The sequence below is a fragment of the Pseudarthrobacter sp. HLT1-7 genome (assembly GCF_059383435.1).
The window spans coordinates 1-15,374 of sequence record NZ_JBWZCH010000008.1 but is presented as its reverse complement, the minus strand read 5'-3'; the positions used below and the strand labels follow the sequence as shown (position 1 = coordinate 15,374).

14 protein-coding genes are annotated in these 15,374 nt (G+C 66.4%); 13 read left to right on the top strand and 1 reads right to left on the bottom strand.

Translation table 11 applies throughout. The annotated features are described in order from the left end of the window. Positions 1 to 19 precede the first annotated feature (19 nt). From AC50X6_RS09705 to AC50X6_RS09660, 10 genes are all read left to right on the top strand, one after another. On the top strand, positions 20 to 1,108 hold the full coding sequence (locus tag AC50X6_RS09705; protein WP_494966020.1) for a PhoH family protein: 1,089 nt from the start codon (positions 20 to 22) through the stop codon (positions 1,106 to 1,108). Further along, a complete protein-coding gene (gene ybeY / locus AC50X6_RS09700) occupies positions 1,105 to 1,578 on the top strand; it encodes an rRNA maturation RNase YbeY (RefSeq protein WP_326966070.1) in 474 nt (157 codons plus the stop codon). Before AC50X6_RS09705 ends, ybeY begins: the two co-directional genes overlap by 4 nt. After that, on the top strand, positions 1,575 to 2,906 hold the full coding sequence (locus tag AC50X6_RS09695; protein ID WP_494966019.1) for a hemolysin family protein: 1,332 nt from the start codon (positions 1,575 to 1,577) through the stop codon (positions 2,904 to 2,906). Before ybeY ends, AC50X6_RS09695 begins: the two co-directional genes overlap by 4 nt. Next, positions 2,890 to 3,849, top strand: a complete 960-nt coding sequence (era, locus tag AC50X6_RS09690; RefSeq protein ID WP_494966018.1) for a GTPase Era — start codon at positions 2,890 to 2,892, stop codon at positions 3,847 to 3,849. The genes AC50X6_RS09695 and era overlap by 17 nt, the downstream gene beginning before the upstream one ends. Positions 3,850 to 3,968: 119 nt before the next feature. Further along, positions 3,969 to 5,549 carry an LCP family protein gene (locus AC50X6_RS09685; protein WP_494966017.1) on the top strand — a complete coding sequence of 527 codons (1,581 nt, stop codon included), beginning with the start codon at positions 3,969 to 3,971 and terminating at the stop codon, positions 5,547 to 5,549. A 139-nt stretch (positions 5,550 to 5,688) separates the two neighbouring features. Beyond that, the gene (locus AC50X6_RS09680; RefSeq protein WP_494966016.1) at positions 5,689 to 6,222 is read left to right on the top strand and encodes a DoxX family protein; all 534 of its coding nucleotides are present in this window, start codon (positions 5,689 to 5,691) and stop codon (positions 6,220 to 6,222) included. Beyond that, entirely contained in the window at positions 6,219 to 6,638 is a 420-nt protein-coding gene (locus AC50X6_RS09675; protein WP_494966015.1) for an Rv1678 family membrane protein, read from the top strand. Before AC50X6_RS09680 ends, AC50X6_RS09675 begins: the two co-directional genes overlap by 4 nt. Then, entirely contained in the window at positions 6,613 to 7,764 is a 1,152-nt protein-coding gene (gene fadE16, locus AC50X6_RS09670) for an Rv1679 family acyl-CoA dehydrogenase (RefSeq protein ID WP_494966014.1), read from the top strand. Before AC50X6_RS09675 ends, fadE16 begins: the two co-directional genes overlap by 26 nt. After that, entirely contained in the window at positions 7,761 to 8,573 is an 813-nt protein-coding gene (locus tag AC50X6_RS09665) for an Rv1680 family SBP-like protein (RefSeq protein WP_494966013.1), read from the top strand. Before fadE16 ends, AC50X6_RS09665 begins: the two co-directional genes overlap by 4 nt. Further along, positions 8,567 to 9,571, top strand: coding sequence for an Rv1681 family radical SAM protein (locus AC50X6_RS09660; RefSeq protein WP_494966012.1), 1,005 nt, complete (start codon positions 8,567 to 8,569; stop codon positions 9,569 to 9,571). The genes AC50X6_RS09665 and AC50X6_RS09660 overlap by 7 nt, the downstream gene beginning before the upstream one ends. A gap of 12 nt (positions 9,572 to 9,583) precedes the next feature. Here AC50X6_RS09660 and AC50X6_RS09655 read toward each other — a convergent pair whose 3' ends face one another. Then, on the bottom strand, positions 9,584 to 11,536 hold the full coding sequence (locus AC50X6_RS09655; protein ID WP_494966011.1) for a M13 family metallopeptidase: 1,953 nt from the start codon (positions 11,534 to 11,536) through the stop codon (positions 9,584 to 9,586). Positions 11,537 to 11,786: 250 nt separating this feature from the next. Between AC50X6_RS09655 and leuA the strand changes: the two genes are divergently transcribed. From leuA to AC50X6_RS09640, 3 genes are read left to right on the top strand one after another with little or no spacing between them, the layout of a single operon-like run. Continuing rightward, the gene (leuA, locus tag AC50X6_RS09650) at positions 11,787 to 13,526 is read left to right on the top strand and encodes a 2-isopropylmalate synthase (protein WP_494966010.1); all 1,740 of its coding nucleotides are present in this window, start codon (positions 11,787 to 11,789) and stop codon (positions 13,524 to 13,526) included. A 57-nt stretch (positions 13,527 to 13,583) separates the two neighbouring features. After that, positions 13,584 to 14,378 carry a DNA repair protein RecO gene (gene recO, locus AC50X6_RS09645; RefSeq protein ID WP_494966009.1) on the top strand — a complete coding sequence of 265 codons (795 nt, stop codon included), beginning with the start codon at positions 13,584 to 13,586 and terminating at the stop codon, positions 14,376 to 14,378. 2 nt (positions 14,379 to 14,380) lie between these two features. Next, a complete protein-coding gene (locus tag AC50X6_RS09640; protein ID WP_494966008.1) occupies positions 14,381 to 15,214 on the top strand; it encodes an isoprenyl transferase in 834 nt (277 codons plus the stop codon). Positions 15,215 to 15,374: the final 160 nt, after the last annotated feature.

The following is a 15,374-nucleotide window of genomic DNA, read 5'->3' as shown; positions in this document are numbered from 1 at the left end:
AGGCCCGCGGGCCAACACCATGACTGAAGCAGCGAACAGCAAGGCCCGGATCAGCGCCGGAGGGCGCCCCGCAGGAGACTTTCCCCACTCCCTTCCAGGGCTGCGGACGGAGGTGGTCCTGTTCGACAACTCCGACCAGATGGTCCAGTCCCTCGGCAGTCATGACGAAGCCCTCCGTTTCATCGAGATCCAGTTCCCCGCCGTCGACTTCCATGTCCGCGGGAACGAGCTCTCGATCAGCGGGCCGGCGGCGGACGTGCCGCGGATCATGCGGCTGCTCAATGAGGTGCGCGAGCTCGTCGCCAGGGGCACGGTGGTGACCCCCGCCGTGCTCAAGCAGCTGGTCTCGCTGCTTCGCAGCCAGTCCCTGCAGAACCCGGTCGACGTGCTCACCCACAACATTCTCTCAAGCCGGGGCAAAACGATCCGCCCGAAGACGCTGAACCAGAAGAACTACGTGGACGCGATCGACGCCAACACGGTGATCTTCGGGATCGGCCCGGCAGGAACCGGCAAGACCTACCTGGCGATGGCCAAGGCCGTTCAGGCATTGCAGCAGAAGGAAGTCAGCCGGATCATCCTGACCCGTCCCGCCGTCGAGGCGGGGGAGCGGCTCGGGTTCCTGCCCGGCACGCTGAGCGACAAGATCGACCCCTACCTGCGGCCCCTTTACGACGCATTGCACGAAATGATGGATCCTGAGTCCATTCCTCGGCTGATCGCGGCCGGCACCATCGAGGTCGCCCCGCTCGCCTACATGCGCGGACGCACGCTGAACGATGCCTTCATCATCCTCGACGAAGCGCAGAACACGACGCCGGAGCAGATGAAGATGTTCCTCACCCGGCTGGGGTTCGGCTCCAAAATGGTGGTCACGGGTGACGTCACCCAGGTGGATCTGCCGTTCGGGACGCGCTCCGGGCTACGGATCGTCGAAGGAATCCTGCAGGGCATCGAGGACATCAACTTCACGGTCCTGGACGCGTCCGACGTCGTCCGTCACCGCCTCGTCGGCGACATCGTGAACGCCTACGGCGTCTGGGACGAGATTCAGAGAAACCGGGTCAAGACTTCCGTGGCCCGTGAAAAGCGCGGAGACCACACATGAGCATCGAGATCAACAACGAATCCGGCGTCACCGTGGACGAGGCCGAGCTGGTGCGGCTGTGCCGCTTTGTCTTCGAACGGCTCTTTATCCATCCCCAGGCCGAGCTGTCCATCCTGTTAGTGGACGAGCCTGCCATGGAAAAGCTCCACCTCGAGCTGATGGACGAGCCCGGCTCCACCGATGTGCTCTCGGTGCCGATGGATGAGCTCACCCCCGGCACACCCGATAAGCCGACGCCCCAGGGCATGCTCGGCGACATCGCCATCTGCCCGCAGGTGGCAGAGGTCCAGGCCAAGGCTGCGGGCCACTCCAGCCAGGACGAGATGCTGCTGCTCACGACGCATGGCATGCTGCACCTGCTCGGCTTCGACCACGCAGAGCCGGAGGAGAAGGACGAAATGTTCGGGCTCCAACGCGAGCTGCTCTCCGCCTTCACCGGCAAAGACGCCCCGGCCGAGACGATTCAGTGACCCCACTGATCCTGGCCGGCATGGCGCTGGTGTTCCTCAGCTTTGCCGCGCTGCTGACCGCGGCCGAGTCCGCCTTCAGTTTCCTTCCCCGGAACGACGCCGAGCAGGCGATCCTGCAAAGCCGCGGCACCGCGCTCAAACGCATCATGGAGCACCCCGTGGCGCACATGCGGGCTCTCCGGTTCTGGCGGATCTGGTTCGAAATGGCCTCCGCGGTTGCCGTGACCGTGCTGCTCCACAGCCTGCTGGGCAACGTCTGGCTTTCCGGGCTGGCGGCGACCGGCATCATGGCCATCGTCGGTTTCGTGATCGTCGGTGTGTCCCCGCGGCAGCTTGGCCGCGTCCACTCCGCGGGCCTGGTCCGGGTTACCGCGCCGCTGATCCGCGGGCTCTGCGCGGTGCTTGGCCCCATCCCCGGCTGGCTCGTTACCCTCGGCAGCGCCGTGGCTCCCGGGGCCTCAGCCGACAACGAGGCATTCTTCAGCGAAGAGGAATTCCGGGAGCTGGTCGACCGCGCTTCTGAATCCGACGTCATCGAGGACAACGAGGCCGAGATGATCCAGTCCGTCTTTGATTTCGGCGACACTCTGGTCCGGTCCGTGATGGTGCCGCGGACGGATATTCTCTGCATCGACTCCGGCTCCAGCCTGCACCGGGCCATGTCGCTGTTCCTGCGCTCCGGCTACTCCCGGATCCCCGTGATCGGTGAGAATACGGACCACATCCTCGGGATTGTCTACCTCAAGGATGTGGCCGCGGTGATACACAACCTCGGCCCCGGCGAGGAACCGCCGCTCGTCGACGAACTGGCCAGGGAGGTCCGCTACGTGCCGGACTCCAAGCCGGTCAGCGAACTGCTGCGCGAACTGCAGAAGGAATCAACGCACGTCGCGATCGTCATCGACGAATACGGCGGAACCGCCGGGCTGGTCACCCTCGAGGACCTTATCGAGGAGATCGTCGGTGAGATCGTTGACGAGTACGACACCGAAAGCGCGGAAGCGGTGGAACTCGGTGACGGAAGCTACCGGGTCAGCGCGCGGATGAGTATTGACGATCTCGGCGAACTCTTCGATCTGGAGCTCGACGACGACGAAGTGGACACCGTCGGCGGCCTGCTCGCCAAGGCGCTCGGGCGGGTCCCGATCGTCGGCAGCACCGTCGCCGTGCACGGGCTCTCGCTCCGGGCCGACCGGCTCGAGGGCCGGCGGAACCGCGTCAGCCACGTCATTGCGGCCACCGCTGCAAAAGAAGAAACTGACCTTGACGAGCTTCTCGACGAGGCCGCACAAATCCAACAGGGAGTTCCACGTGAGCAAGCAGAATAAGTCCGACGGCGACGAAGCCTACGGCGGCTACCGCGCCGGATTCTCGGTGCTGGTCGGGCGGCCCAACGCGGGCAAGTCCACCCTCACCAACGCCCTGGTGGGCCAGAAGGTCGCCATCACCTCGGCGAAGCCGCAGACCACGCGCCACACGATCCGCGGAATCGTCCACCGCGAGGACGCCCAGCTGATCCTGGTGGACACCCCGGGCCTGCACCGGCCGCGCACGCTGTTGGGCAAGCGCCTCAACCAGCTCGTCGCGGACACCCTCGCCGAGGTGGACGCGATCGGCTTCTGCCTGCCGGCCAACGAAAAGATCGGCCCGGGAGATAAGTTCATCGCCGCCCAGCTTGCCGCGGTCGGCAACAAACCGGTTATCGCGATCGTGACCAAGGCCGACCTCGTGGACCGCCAGGCCCTCACCGAGCAACTGCTCGCCGTGGCCGCCCTGGGCCGCTCCGTGCTGGGCGAGGATGGCTGGAAGGACATTGTCCCGGTCTCCGCCGCGGACGGTTTCCAGGTCGAAACCCTCGCTGACGTGCTGATCAGCCATATGCCGCCGTCGCCGCCGCTGTATCCGGAGGGTCATCTGACGGACGAGCCGGAAGCGGTGATGGTCGCCGAACTCATCCGGGAAGCCGCCCTGGAAGGCGTCCGTGATGAGCTGCCGCACTCCCTGGCTGTAGTCGTCGATGAGATCGTCCCCCGCGAAGGCCGGGCCGAAGACAGCCCGTTCCTCGATGTGCGGGTCAATCTCTACGTGGAACGGTCCTCGCAGAAGGCCATCATCATCGGCAAGGGCGGCGCCCGGCTCCGCGAAGTCGGCACCAACGCGCGCAAGAGCATCGAGGCGCTGCTGGGCACCCGCATCTACCTCGACCTGCACGTCAAAGTAGCCAAGGACTGGCAGCGGGACCCGAAGCAGCTGGTGAAGCTCGGCTTCTAAGCGGCGTTCTGGCAGGTGGTGTGGCGCTCCTGCCGCTCCGGCGCAGCGGCGCATCGGGAAATTCACAGCTTGAACCACTAAAGTAGGCAGACTCCCATTCGTGAAGGAAGGCTTTACCCGTGGCTCGACCCCGAGACAACCGTGCCAACGGAACCGCCCCGACGGCTCCGTCGGCCGCCGCTGCCCGGCACACGGAAGATCCCGCCGTCGGACCCGCCCGGCACCTGGGTGCCCACCGCGGGATGCCCGGTTGGCTAAAGATCGGGACGGCGGTCGTTTCCGTCCTGCTCGTCGGCGTCCTTGCCCTGGGTGCCTACTGGGCCATCCGGCTGCAGGGAAACCTTACGAAGGCGTCGCTGAGCGCAGGCAATAACAAGACCGAAGGGCCCGTCAATGACTCGACGGACCGGATGCAGATATTGGTTCTTGGTTCGGACACCCGTGACGGCAAGAACTCCCAGTACGGCGGCGCCAGCGAATCCACCGGCTACGGGAAATCCGACGTCATGATGCTGATGGACATTTCCGCCGACAACAGGCGGATCAACGTCATCAGCTTCCCCCGCGACCTGCTCGTGGATATCCCGAAGTGCACCGACCAGGAATCGAAGCGGGATTTCCCGGCGCAGAAGAACGTCATGATCAACGCGGCGATGTCCGAGGCCGGCATCGGCTGCGCCGTCGACACCGTCAACAAGCTCACCGGCCTGGAAATCGACCACTTTATGATGGCGGACTTCAACTCGGTCAAGGAACTGTCCAACACCGTCGGCGGTGTGGAGGTCTGCATCAGCGATGCCGTCTTTGATCCCGACTCCGGGCTGCGCCTCCCGAAGGGCACCTCCAAGGTGGAGGGCGAACAGGCCCTCGCGTTCCTGCGCACCCGCCACGCCTTTGCCGACGGCGGAGACCTCGGCCGGATCAAGGGCCAGCAGGGGTTCCTGTCCTCGCTGGTCCGCAAGATCAAGGACGACGGGACGCTCGGCAACCCCGGCAGGATGCTCCAGATCGCCGACGTGGTCACGAGGAACCTCACGATCGACGACGGCATGGCCTCCGTCCCGACGCTGCTGACCGTGGGCAACCGCCTGAAGAACATCGACGTCGGCAAGGTGGCGTTTGTGGCCGTCCCCACCGAGCCGGCGGTCAGCGACATCAACCGTCTGCAGTTGGCAGAGCCCGCCGCCTCGCAGCTTTTCGCCGCGATGCGCAAGGACGTGGACCTGACGGACCCGGCGGCGACGCCGGGTGGTGCAGCTTCCGCCGCCGGCTCCGCCCCTGCCAGCGCGGAGCCGGGTGCCACGCCGGCTCCTGCGGTCTATGACAAGACGCTGCAGCCGGTCGCGGTGGCCAACGGTTCCGGGGTTCCCGCCCGGTCCCAGGAGATCATCACGGCGCTCACCACCGGGGGATTCAGCAACACCGTTCAGCTGGCGGCCAGGCCCGTGGCGGCCACGGCGGTTTACTACGGCGCCGACTTCGCTGATGTAGCCGCCGATGTGGCGGCGCTGCTCGGGATCCCTGCCGCGCAGGTCCTTCCGGCCGCGGGCGTCGTCGGTGTCCAGGTCTATCTGGGCAGCGACCTCACGGGCGGCACCCCGGGCGGGGGCAGTCAGACGGCCCTGCCCGCGGACATCGTCAACCAGACGGCCGGGGACACCGTCTGCCAGCCGGCGAACCCGGCGCTCATCACCGGCTAACTGCGCGCCGAAGGGGCCGGCTGCCTCCTGCCGGGCCACGGGACGGTGGTGAGCGGACCGTTCCGGAATCAGAGGGGCCCTGGTCTTGCGCCGCTCCGTTCATAGGTCCTTAATGGGGTCCATGAGCAGGGATCGTTCCGTGAAGGCTGCAACGTCTGGCCCCATTGAGGCGGCGGACGGCCGGCTGGCCCGCGGAGGGATCTTCGCCCTGCGGGCAGGGGTGGCGTTGCTGTGGATCCAAAACGCAGCCTGGAAAGTGCCACCGGATTTCGGTGAACGGGAGAACACCGGACTTTACTTTTTCACCCGCTACGCCGTTGACTATCCCGTATTTCCGCCCTATGCAGCGCTCGTTGAGAATGTGGTGCTGCCCAATCTTCCGTTTTTCGGGTGGATGACGCTGCTGGTTGAGGCGGGGCTCGGCGCGTTCCTGCTCGTCGGTCTTGCCACGCGCCTCTGGGCGGTCGTCGGCGTATTCCAGTCGCTGGCGATCACCCTGTCCGTTCTCAACGCCCCGAACGAATGGCACTGGTCCTACTACCTCATGATCCTGGCCCACATCGCTCTGTTTGCCACCGCGGCCGGTCGCGCCTACGGGGTAGACGGAGTCCTCCGGCCCCGCTGGGTGGAATCCACCGGGCGCGTCGAAAAAGTCCTCGCGAGGCTGTCATGACCCGACGCCGCGTCGATCTCCCCGTGCTCGCCCTGGGCGGGGCCGCACTCCTGGGCTCGGCATTCACTTTCTCCAGCGGCGGACCGGCGCAGATCGAGTTCATTCACATCCGGGGTGCGGGTCTTGTGCTGCTCCTCATCCTCGGAGTTGCCGCGGTTGTCGCCGGGATTCTGCGCGTGCGCGGCCTTGCGGTCGTGTCCGGGGCGGGATTGGTCGCGGCCGCGTTGCTTCAGCTGCTGCAGGCCGACCGGAGCGTCAACTGGCTCGACGGAGATGGCTCCACCGTGGCTCTGATGGGCGGTCTGGGGATCGGACTGCTGGCCGTTACGCTCACGCCGCGCCCCTCGGCAGACGCAGTTCCCGTACCTACAGCCCGGAAAGGGACTAACCATGATGAATCTGACCGCGCGGCTTGATCCGGTGCTCGCCGTTGCCGGCGCCAATGCCCGCGACGTGGACGCGGCCGCCCGGTTCCCCACCGAGGCCGTCCATGCCCTGCGCGAATCCGGGCTGCTCGGGCTGACCATGCCGCAGGACGCCGGGGGCCTGGGCGGAGGACCGCACGAACTGGTCGAGGTCCTGAGCGCCCTGGCCGGCGCCTGCGGGTCCACGGCGATGATCTATCTCATGCACATCAGCGCCGTTATGCCCGTTGCGGCCGCACCACCGGCGGGATTGCCCGGCGTTGTCGCGGATTTGGCAAGCGGCCGGGCTCTGGCTTCGCTGGCGTTCTCGGAGCCAGGATCCCGGTCACATTTCTGGGCGCCCGTCTCACGGGCGCGGCAGAATGATGCCGGTGTGCTGCTCGACGCCCGGAAGAGCTGGGTGACCTCGGCCGGACACGCCGACGTGTACCTCGTTTCCACGCGGACCGCCGCGGCGGACACCGTGGACCTGTACGCGATACCGGCCGGCCATCCCGGCGTCGAAGTGTCCGGGGAATGGCGTGGCATGGGACTGCGGGGCAACGCCTCAAGTCCGATGACCTTCGCGGGCGAAGTACCGGAGGAGAACCGGGTCGGGGCGGCCGGCGGCGGGATGGACCTGATGCTGCAGACGGTGCTGCCCTGGTTCAACCTGGGCAACGCGTCGGTGTCGGTGGGGCTGTCCCGCGCCGCCGTCGAGGCCGCAATCCATCACACCAGTGCCGCCCGGCTGGAACACCTCGGGGAAAGCCTGGCGGCGCTGCCCACCGTCCGCGCCCGGCTGGCGAAGATGTCGATCGAATTGGCCGTCACGACGGCCTATCTACACCAGGCTGCCGGCCGGCTTGCGGAACCACGCGATGACACGATGCTGCACGTGCTGGGCGTCAAGGCCGCAGCCAACGACGCCGCCCTGAGTATCACCGATGCCGCGATGCGCGTCTGCGGCGGTGCGGCGTTCTCCGAGCATCTTCACATTGACCGGTACTTCCGTGATGCCAGAGCCGGCCACGTGATGGCCCCGACGGCGGATGTGCTGTACGACTTCTACGGCAAGGCCATCACCGGGCAGCCGCTCTTCGACAGCACCTCCGCCGCAGTGAATGCGCCGGCGTGAGCGCCCCGCTGCTGGTGGGTTCGGTGGCGTACACCCCCACCGTCGTCACTATCTGGGAAGGAATCCGGGATTACTTCGCCGGGACACCGGCTGAGATGGATTTTGTGCTGTTCTCCAACTACGGACGCCAGGTGGACGCGCTGGTGGACGGGGTGATCGACATCGCGTGGAATACCAACCTGGCGTGGGTCCGTACCGTCGCCCGGACCGAAGGCGCGTGCCGGGCGCTGGCCATGCGGGACACCGACGCCGCCTTTCGGTCTGTTTTCGTGACCCGTGCCGGTACCGGGCTGGCAGGTCTGGAGAGCCTTCGCGGCCGCCGCCTGGCACTGGGGTCCCGGGACTCCGCCCAGGCCGCGATCCTGCCGGTCCATTTCCTGGCCAAGGCCGGGCTCGGCGACGGAGCGGTGGATCTGCTGCGGCTCGACAGCGACGTCGGAAAACACGGTGACACCGGCCGAAGCGAACTTGATGCCCTGCGGGCCGTTCTGGATGACAGCGCCGACGCCGCCGCGATCGGTATCAACACCTGGGAGGCGATCGGACGCGATGAGCTGATGCCGGGGGCCTTCGAGGCGTTGTGGCAGTCACCCGTCTACAGCCACTGCAACTTCACAGCGCTGCCCGCGCTGTCGGAGGAACGCGCCACGGTCTGGGTCGAGCACCTGTTCGCGATGGACTGGGACACCCCGGCGCACCGGCGGATCCTGGAAATGGAAGGACTCCGTCGCTGGGTAGCCCCCCGGCTGGAAGGCTACGAGACTTTGTTCGATGCCGTCCGCGAGCAAGGCATCGGGCCCCGATGGTAAATCCTGTCCTCATCCTGGAACTCCTGGAGCGGATCGCCGCCGTGCCCGCAGGCTCCACCGTCACCGTGCCGCTTTGTTCCGCTGACCAGGATGAGGCAACGCCTACAGTGGCCGCCTGGTGCCACCGGACCGGCAACGAACTCGTTGGCGTCCGCGACGGTGCCGTCACCGTCCGGCGCGGCCGCGCCCCCGACCCACGCACGGCAGTGGAGGACGGGCGGCTGCCCGGGACCCGGCTGTGGATGTATACAAACTTCGACTGCAACCTGGCCTGCGACTACTGTTGCGCCAGGTCCTCACCACAGACCGCCCGGCGCGCCCTCGGACTCGACCGCATCCGCCGGCTGGCGGCGGAGGCTGTTGAATCGGGCGTGAGCGAGCTCATCCTGACGGGTGGTGAGCCATTCCTGCTGCCGGACCTTGACGAGCTCGTCGCCGTCTGCACGACGGCGCTCCCGACCACGTTGCTGACGAACGGGATGCTTTTCCGCGGGCACCGGCTCGAACGGCTGCGCCGGATGGACCGCAGCAGGCTCACTCTTCAAATCAGCCTTGACTCCGCCACTCCGGACGGTCATGACAGCCACCGCGGCAAAGGATCGTGGCAGCGAGCCGTTGCCGGGATCCGGATTGCCCAGGACGAGGGCTTCCGGGTGAAGGTCGCGGCGACGCTGCCTGCCGCTCAAAGCCACGAACTCGAGCCGTTCCACGAGTTCCTCGGCGCGCTCGGTATCGACCCCGTTGACCAGGTCATCCGGGCACTGGCCCACCGGGGCAACGCCGACGCGGGCATCGAATTAACCATTGAATCGCTGATCCCCGAAGTCACGGTCACCGCCGAGGGTGTCTACTGGCACCCGATCGGAGCCGATGACACGGACCAGCTGATAACCGCTGAGATCTTTCCCCTGGCCGCGGCCATCGCCGAGGTGCGCCGGCGGTTCACCGACCAACGGGCCCGCGCCGACGCCGCCAGCCAATGGTTCCCCTGCGCCTGAGCGCACCTGACATCACCAGATGCTGACACGCTCCGCGGCCGGCATCCACATGCCGTCCTGCCCGGCCGTGCTGAAGGCCTCGTGGAACGCGTCAAGGTTTCTGGCGATCTGGTTGGTGCGGAATTCGTTGGGGGAATGCGGGTCCGTGGCCAGCCGGCGGATCGCTTCCTCAGTGCGCATGACCTGCCGCCAGCCCGCCGCCCAGGACGCGAAGAAGCGCTGGACGCCGGTCAGGCCGTCCAGGACCGGCGGCTCCTGGCCATCGAGGCTGATCAGGTAGGCCTTGTACGCAATTGTCAGGCCGCCGAGGTCGCCGATGTTTTCTCCGAGGGTCAATTTGCCGTTGACGGTGTGGCCGGGGGCGGCGCTGGGGGAGAGCGCCTCGAACTGGGCCACGAGCTTTGAGGTCAGCGTCTCGAAGGCGGAGCGGTCATCCCCTGTCCACCAGTTGCGGAGCAGGCCGCTGCCGTCGTACTGGGAGCCCTGGTCGTCGAAGCCGTGGCCGATTTCGTGGCCGATCACGGCGCCGATGCCGCCGTAGTTGACGGCGTCGTCGGCGTCGGCGGTGAAGAACGGCGGCTGCAGGATGGCTGCCGGGAACACGATCTCGTTCAGCAGCGGGTGGTAGTAGGCGTTGACGGTCTGCGGCGTCATCAGCCATTTGTCCCGGTCCACGGGCTTGCCCACCTCGTCAAGGTGGCGGTCTACGTCGGCGCTGTGGGCGCGCTCCACGTTCCCCAGCAGATCGGACGGGTCGATGTCGACGGCCGAATAGTCGATCCACTTGTCCGGGTAGCCGATTTTTGCCCGGAAGGAATCGAGCTTCCTGAGCGCCTCGAGCTTCGTTTCCGCGCCCATCCAGGCGAGACCGGTGATGGATTCGCGGTACGCCTCGATCAGGGTGCCGACAAGCGAGCGCATCCGGGCCTTGTGCGTTTCCGGGAAGTGCCGGGCGACGTAAATCTGGCCGACGGCCTCGCCGAGGGCGGCCTCGACGACTGCGACGCCGCGCTTCCAGCGGTCCCTGTTGCGCGGCGTGCCGCTGAGGGTGGTGCCGTAGAAGGCGAAGTTTGCGTCCACGAACGCGGCGGGAAGGTACGGGGAGGCGGCGCTGACGACGCGCATTGCGAGCCATTCCTGCCAGACGGCCAGGGGCTCCGTGTCCAGCAGGGAGGCAGCCCCGGCGAAGAAATCGGGGGTGCTCACCACGAGTTCGGTGCGTTTCTCCGGTGCGACGGCGGCGGCGTCGAACCAGGTGCTGAGGAGCGGGAAGAGTTGCGATGCCTCGTCGGCGGTCTTCAGGTTGTAGGTTTTCTGCGGATTGCGCAGGGTGACGTTGTCCCAGTGGTGCGCGGCCAGTGCGGTCTCCAGCGCCACGACGCGGCCGGCCGCGCCCTCCGGATCGGTGACGCCGGCGAGCTCGAAGACCGTCTTGACGTGTCCGCGGTAGGCACGGACCATTGGCGCGAACTTCTCTTCGCGGTAGTAGGACTCATCCGGCAGGCCGAGGCCGCCCTGGCCCGTGTACAGCAGGATCCGGTCCGGGTTGCCGGCGTCGGGGGCGGGATAGATGGAGAAGAGGCCGGCAACGTCGGCGCGGAACAGCCTGCCGGCCAGGGCCATGAGCCCGGCAACGGATTCTGTGGCGAACACGTCGGAGAGCCGTCCCCGGATCGGGTCCAGTCCCTTGCCCTCGACCGAGGCCTCGTCCATGAAGCTGTTGTAAAGGTCCCCGATCTTCTTTTCAATTCCGGTGGAATCCGTGCCGCGGCCGGCAGCGTCCTCGATGATCTCCTTCACCTGCTGCTCCGAGCCGTCCCGCAGCGCGGTGAACGTCCCCTCCAGGGGCCGGTCATCCGGAATCTCCGTGTTGTTGAGCCAGGTGCCGTTGACGTGCCGGTACAGGTCGTCCTGCGGCCGCACGCTGGAGTCAATATTGGACAGGGCGATTCCCGAATGCGGCACGGATTCTCCTTTGAGAGGCGTCCCGTCAGCGCAGAAAACACTGTTACGGGGCTGCACGATGGACGTTACGAGGTCTGACTCCTTCATCCTACGGCCCGTGTTACTGTGAAAAGGTGCGCGCAGAACTGCTTCTTCTTAGCTGCCGCGGCGAGGCCTCAGACGCGATCTAGCGCAAGGCCCACCCTCGCTGCGGAGTCTGTGTTGCCCGGCCACCCTTTCACCAGGAACGATAGAAAAGGCCCCGATTCTCATGCGAAACGCACAGCAGCCCTCAGGAATGCCCGTCCACCGCTACGTCCCGTTCCAGGACATGATCACGGTGGAACTCCCGGACCGGACCTGGCCGGACAAGGTCATCACCAAAGCGCCGCGCTGGTGCGCTGTGGATCTGCGTGACGGCAACCAGGCCCTGATCGACCCGATGAGTCCGGCCCGCAAGATGAAGATGTTCGATCTGCTGGTCCGCATGGGCTACAAGGAAATTGAGGTCGGCTTTCCTTCAGCATCGCAGACCGACTTCGACTTTGTCCGGCAGCTGATCGAAGGCAACCACATCCCGGACGACGTCACCATCCAGGTGCTGACCCAGGCCCGCGAGCACCTGATCGAGCGGACCTACGAATCGCTGGTCGGCGCCAGGCAGGCAATCGTCCACCTCTACAACTCGACGTCGGTCCTGCAGCGACGGGTCGTCTTCAACCAGGACGAAGACGGCATCCTCGACATCGCGCTGCAGGGCGCACGCCTGTGCAAGAAGTACGAGGAAACCCTCGCCGAGACTCACATCACCTACGAATACTCGCCGGAATCCTTCACCGGGACCGAGCTCGAGTACGCCGTCCGGGTCTGCAACGCCGTCGCCGACGTGTTCGAGGCCTCCGCCGACAGCCAGGTGATCATTAACCTGCCGGCCACCGTCGAAATGGCAACCCCCAATGTGTATGCCGACTCGATCGAGTGGATGAGCCGGCATCTGCACCCGCGCGAAGGCATCATCCTGTCCCTGCACCCCCACAACGACCGGGGCACCGGCGTCGCCGCGGCCGAACTGGGGTACCTGGCCGGTGCGGACCGGATCGAAGGCTGCCTCTTTGGCAACGGCGAGCGGACCGGCAACGTGGACCTGGTGACCCTGGGCCTGAACATGTTCGTCCAGGGCATCGACCCGATGATCGACTTCTCTGATATCGACGACATCCGCCGCACCGTGGAGTACTGCAACCAGCTGCCCGTGGCTGAGCGCTCACCCTACGGCGGTGACCTCGTCTTTACGGCCTTCTCCGGCTCGCACCAGGATGCGATCAAGAAAGGCCTGGAAGCTTTGGAGAGGGACGCCGCCGCCGCCGGCAAGGACGTCGCCGACTTCACCTGGCAGGTCCCGTACCTGCCGGTTGACCCGAAGGACCTCGGCCGCAGCTACGAGGCCGTCATCCGGGTGAATTCCCAGTCCGGCAAGGGCGGTGTAGCCTACCTGCTGAAGAACGAGCGCAACCTGGACCTGCCGCGCCGCGCCCAGATCGAGTTTTCCGGCGTCATCCAGAAGCAGACGGACCTGGTGGGCGGCGAGGTAAGTGGTGCCCGGCTCTGGCAGGTCTTCCAGGACGAGTACCTGCCCTCCGGCTCCGCGGACCAGCAGTGGGGCCGCTATGCGCTCGGCGCGGTGAGCACGGAGTCGGACGAAGACGGCACGATGACGCTGCACGCCGCCCTGAAGATTAACGGCGCCCAGGTCCGCCGCACCGGCACCGGCAACGGTCCGATCGCGGCCCTGCTGGCGATCCTGCGCGAAGACGGCGTCGACGTCCGTGTGCTGGACTACAGCGAACACGCGCTGTCCGAAGGCGGCAGCGCCCTCGCCGCCGCCTACGTCGAAGCTGCCGTGGGAGAGCGTGTCCTGTGGGGCGTGGGGATCGATGCCAACACGTCCATGGCCTCGCTGAAGGCCGTCATCTCGGCCGTGAACCGTGCCATCCGGGACGCACGCGCCTAACCGGTGAGCCAGCATTGCGCCGCCGAGTTCTCCGTCGGCGCAATGCTGCTTCCCTCAATGGCAGCGTTCCACTCAAAGACAGTGCGAAGATTGACCGTGGCACAACCATCTTCCTTTGCAGCCCGCGCCTACCGCGACGACGCCGTCGTGCTGCGCACGCATAAGCTGGGCGAGGCGGACCGCATCATCACGCTGCTCACAAAGCACCATGGCCAGGTCCGCGCCGTGGCCAAGGGCGTCCGCCGCACGAGCAGCCGCTTCGGTGCCCGGCTCGAGCCCTTTATGGTGGCCGATCTCCAGCTGATTTCCGGCCGGAGCCTGGATATCGTCACCCAGGCTGTCGCCAAGGGCGCTTACGGCAGCAACATCGCCGCAGACTACGGCCGCTACACGGTGGCCGCTGCCATGACGGAGACCGCGGAGAAACTCACGGACGTCGACGGCGAATCCGGCACCGCCCAGTACAACCTGCTGGTGGGTGCCCTGGCCTCGTTGAGCCGCGGCGACCACACCCCGGAACTTATCCTCGATTCGTACCTGCTGCGCGCCCTCTCGACCGGCGGCTGGGCGCCAAGCTTCACGGACTGCGCGCGCTGCGGTGCCCACGGGCCGCACACCGCGTTCTCGGCTCCGCTAGGCGGCATGGTGTGCGCGGAGTGCCGGCCGCCCGGGTCCCCGGCCCCCGCCGCAGAAACTGTCCAGCTGCTCGGCGCCCTGCTGACAGGGGACTGGACGACGGCGGATGCCTCGGCCCCGGTGCACCGCCGCGAATCCGCCGGCCTGGTGTCCGCCTATCTGCAATGGCATCTGGAACGTGTCCTGAAGTCCCTCAAACATGTGGAGCGTACCTAACTGTGGCCTTGGGTAAGAAGAAAAATCCGGTCCGGCAGCGGAGCGGTCCGACGGTGCCGCCCTACCCGCACCCCTCCGGAGCTGTGCCCCCGGCCATCCCTGCGGAGTTAATCCCGCGGCACGTCGCCATCGTTATGGACGGCAACGGCCGCTGGGCCAACCAGCGGGGCCTGCCTCGGATCGAAGGCCACAAGGCGGGGGAGCCGGCGCTGCTGGACGTCGTGGCCGGTGCGATTGAACTCGGCATCGAGTATGTCAGCGTCTACGCGTTCTCCACTGAAAACTGGCGCCGCTCGCCCGAGGAAGTCCGCTTCCTGATGGGATTTAACAAAGATGTGCTACGTCGTCAACGGAACCAGCTGGACGCGTGGGGCGTCCGGATCCGCTGGTCCGGGCGGCGCCCCAAGCTTTGGGGCTCAGTGATCCGCGAGCTGGAGGAAGCCGAAGACTTCACCCGGGGCAACAGCACCTGCACGTTGAACATGTGTGTTAACTACGGCGGACGCGCCGAGATTGCCGATGCTGTGTCCGCCATTGCGGCGGAAGTGGCCGCCGGACGGCTCAGGCCCGGAGCCATCACCGAGAAGACCATCCAGAAGTATCTGGATGAACCCGATCTCCCGGACGTAGACCTTTTCCTGCGCAGCTCCGGCGAACAGCGGCTCTCCAATTTCATGCTCTGGCAATCGGCCTATGCCGAATTCGTCTTCCTGGATACACTCTGGCCTGACGTGGACCGGCGCACATTGTGGGACGCCGTCGAGATCTATGCCCGGCGGGACCGCCGCTACGGCGGGGCTATCGACGAGGCCCCCGACGGCGGCCCGGCGGCCTAGAACGGGCCTAGAACCAGGGGGCAGGCCGAGCACGCCCGTTACATTTATAGGGTCCCCGAAGGCCGGGGATTTGGTCGCTGGACCCGGTATGACTTTCTCGCCCTGTTATTGATGATCCGGGGGGTGTTGTCGCCAGGTTCGGAGACACTTGCTGACCGCT

Bases quoted from the DNA above. Each gene is read 5' to 3' on its own strand.
- leuA (WP_494966010.1), top strand. From the start codon at position 11,787: ATGCGAAACGCACAGCAGCCCTCAGGAATGCCCGTCCACCGCTACGTC.
- AC50X6_RS09675 (WP_494966015.1), top strand. From the start codon at position 6,219: ATGACCCGACGCCGCGTCGATCTCCCCGTGCTCGCCCTGGGCGGGGCC.
- recO (WP_494966009.1), top strand. From the start codon at position 13,584: ATGGCAGCGTTCCACTCAAAGACAGTGCGAAGATTGACCGTGGCACAA.
- AC50X6_RS09660 (WP_494966012.1), top strand. From the start codon at position 8,567: ATGGTAAATCCTGTCCTCATCCTGGAACTCCTGGAGCGGATCGCCGCC.
- AC50X6_RS09705 (WP_494966020.1), top strand. From the start codon at position 20: ATGACTGAAGCAGCGAACAGCAAGGCCCGGATCAGCGCCGGAGGGCGC.
- ybeY (WP_326966070.1), top strand. From the start codon at position 1,105: ATGAGCATCGAGATCAACAACGAATCCGGCGTCACCGTGGACGAGGCC.
- fadE16 (WP_494966014.1), top strand. From the start codon at position 6,613: ATGATGAATCTGACCGCGCGGCTTGATCCGGTGCTCGCCGTTGCCGGC.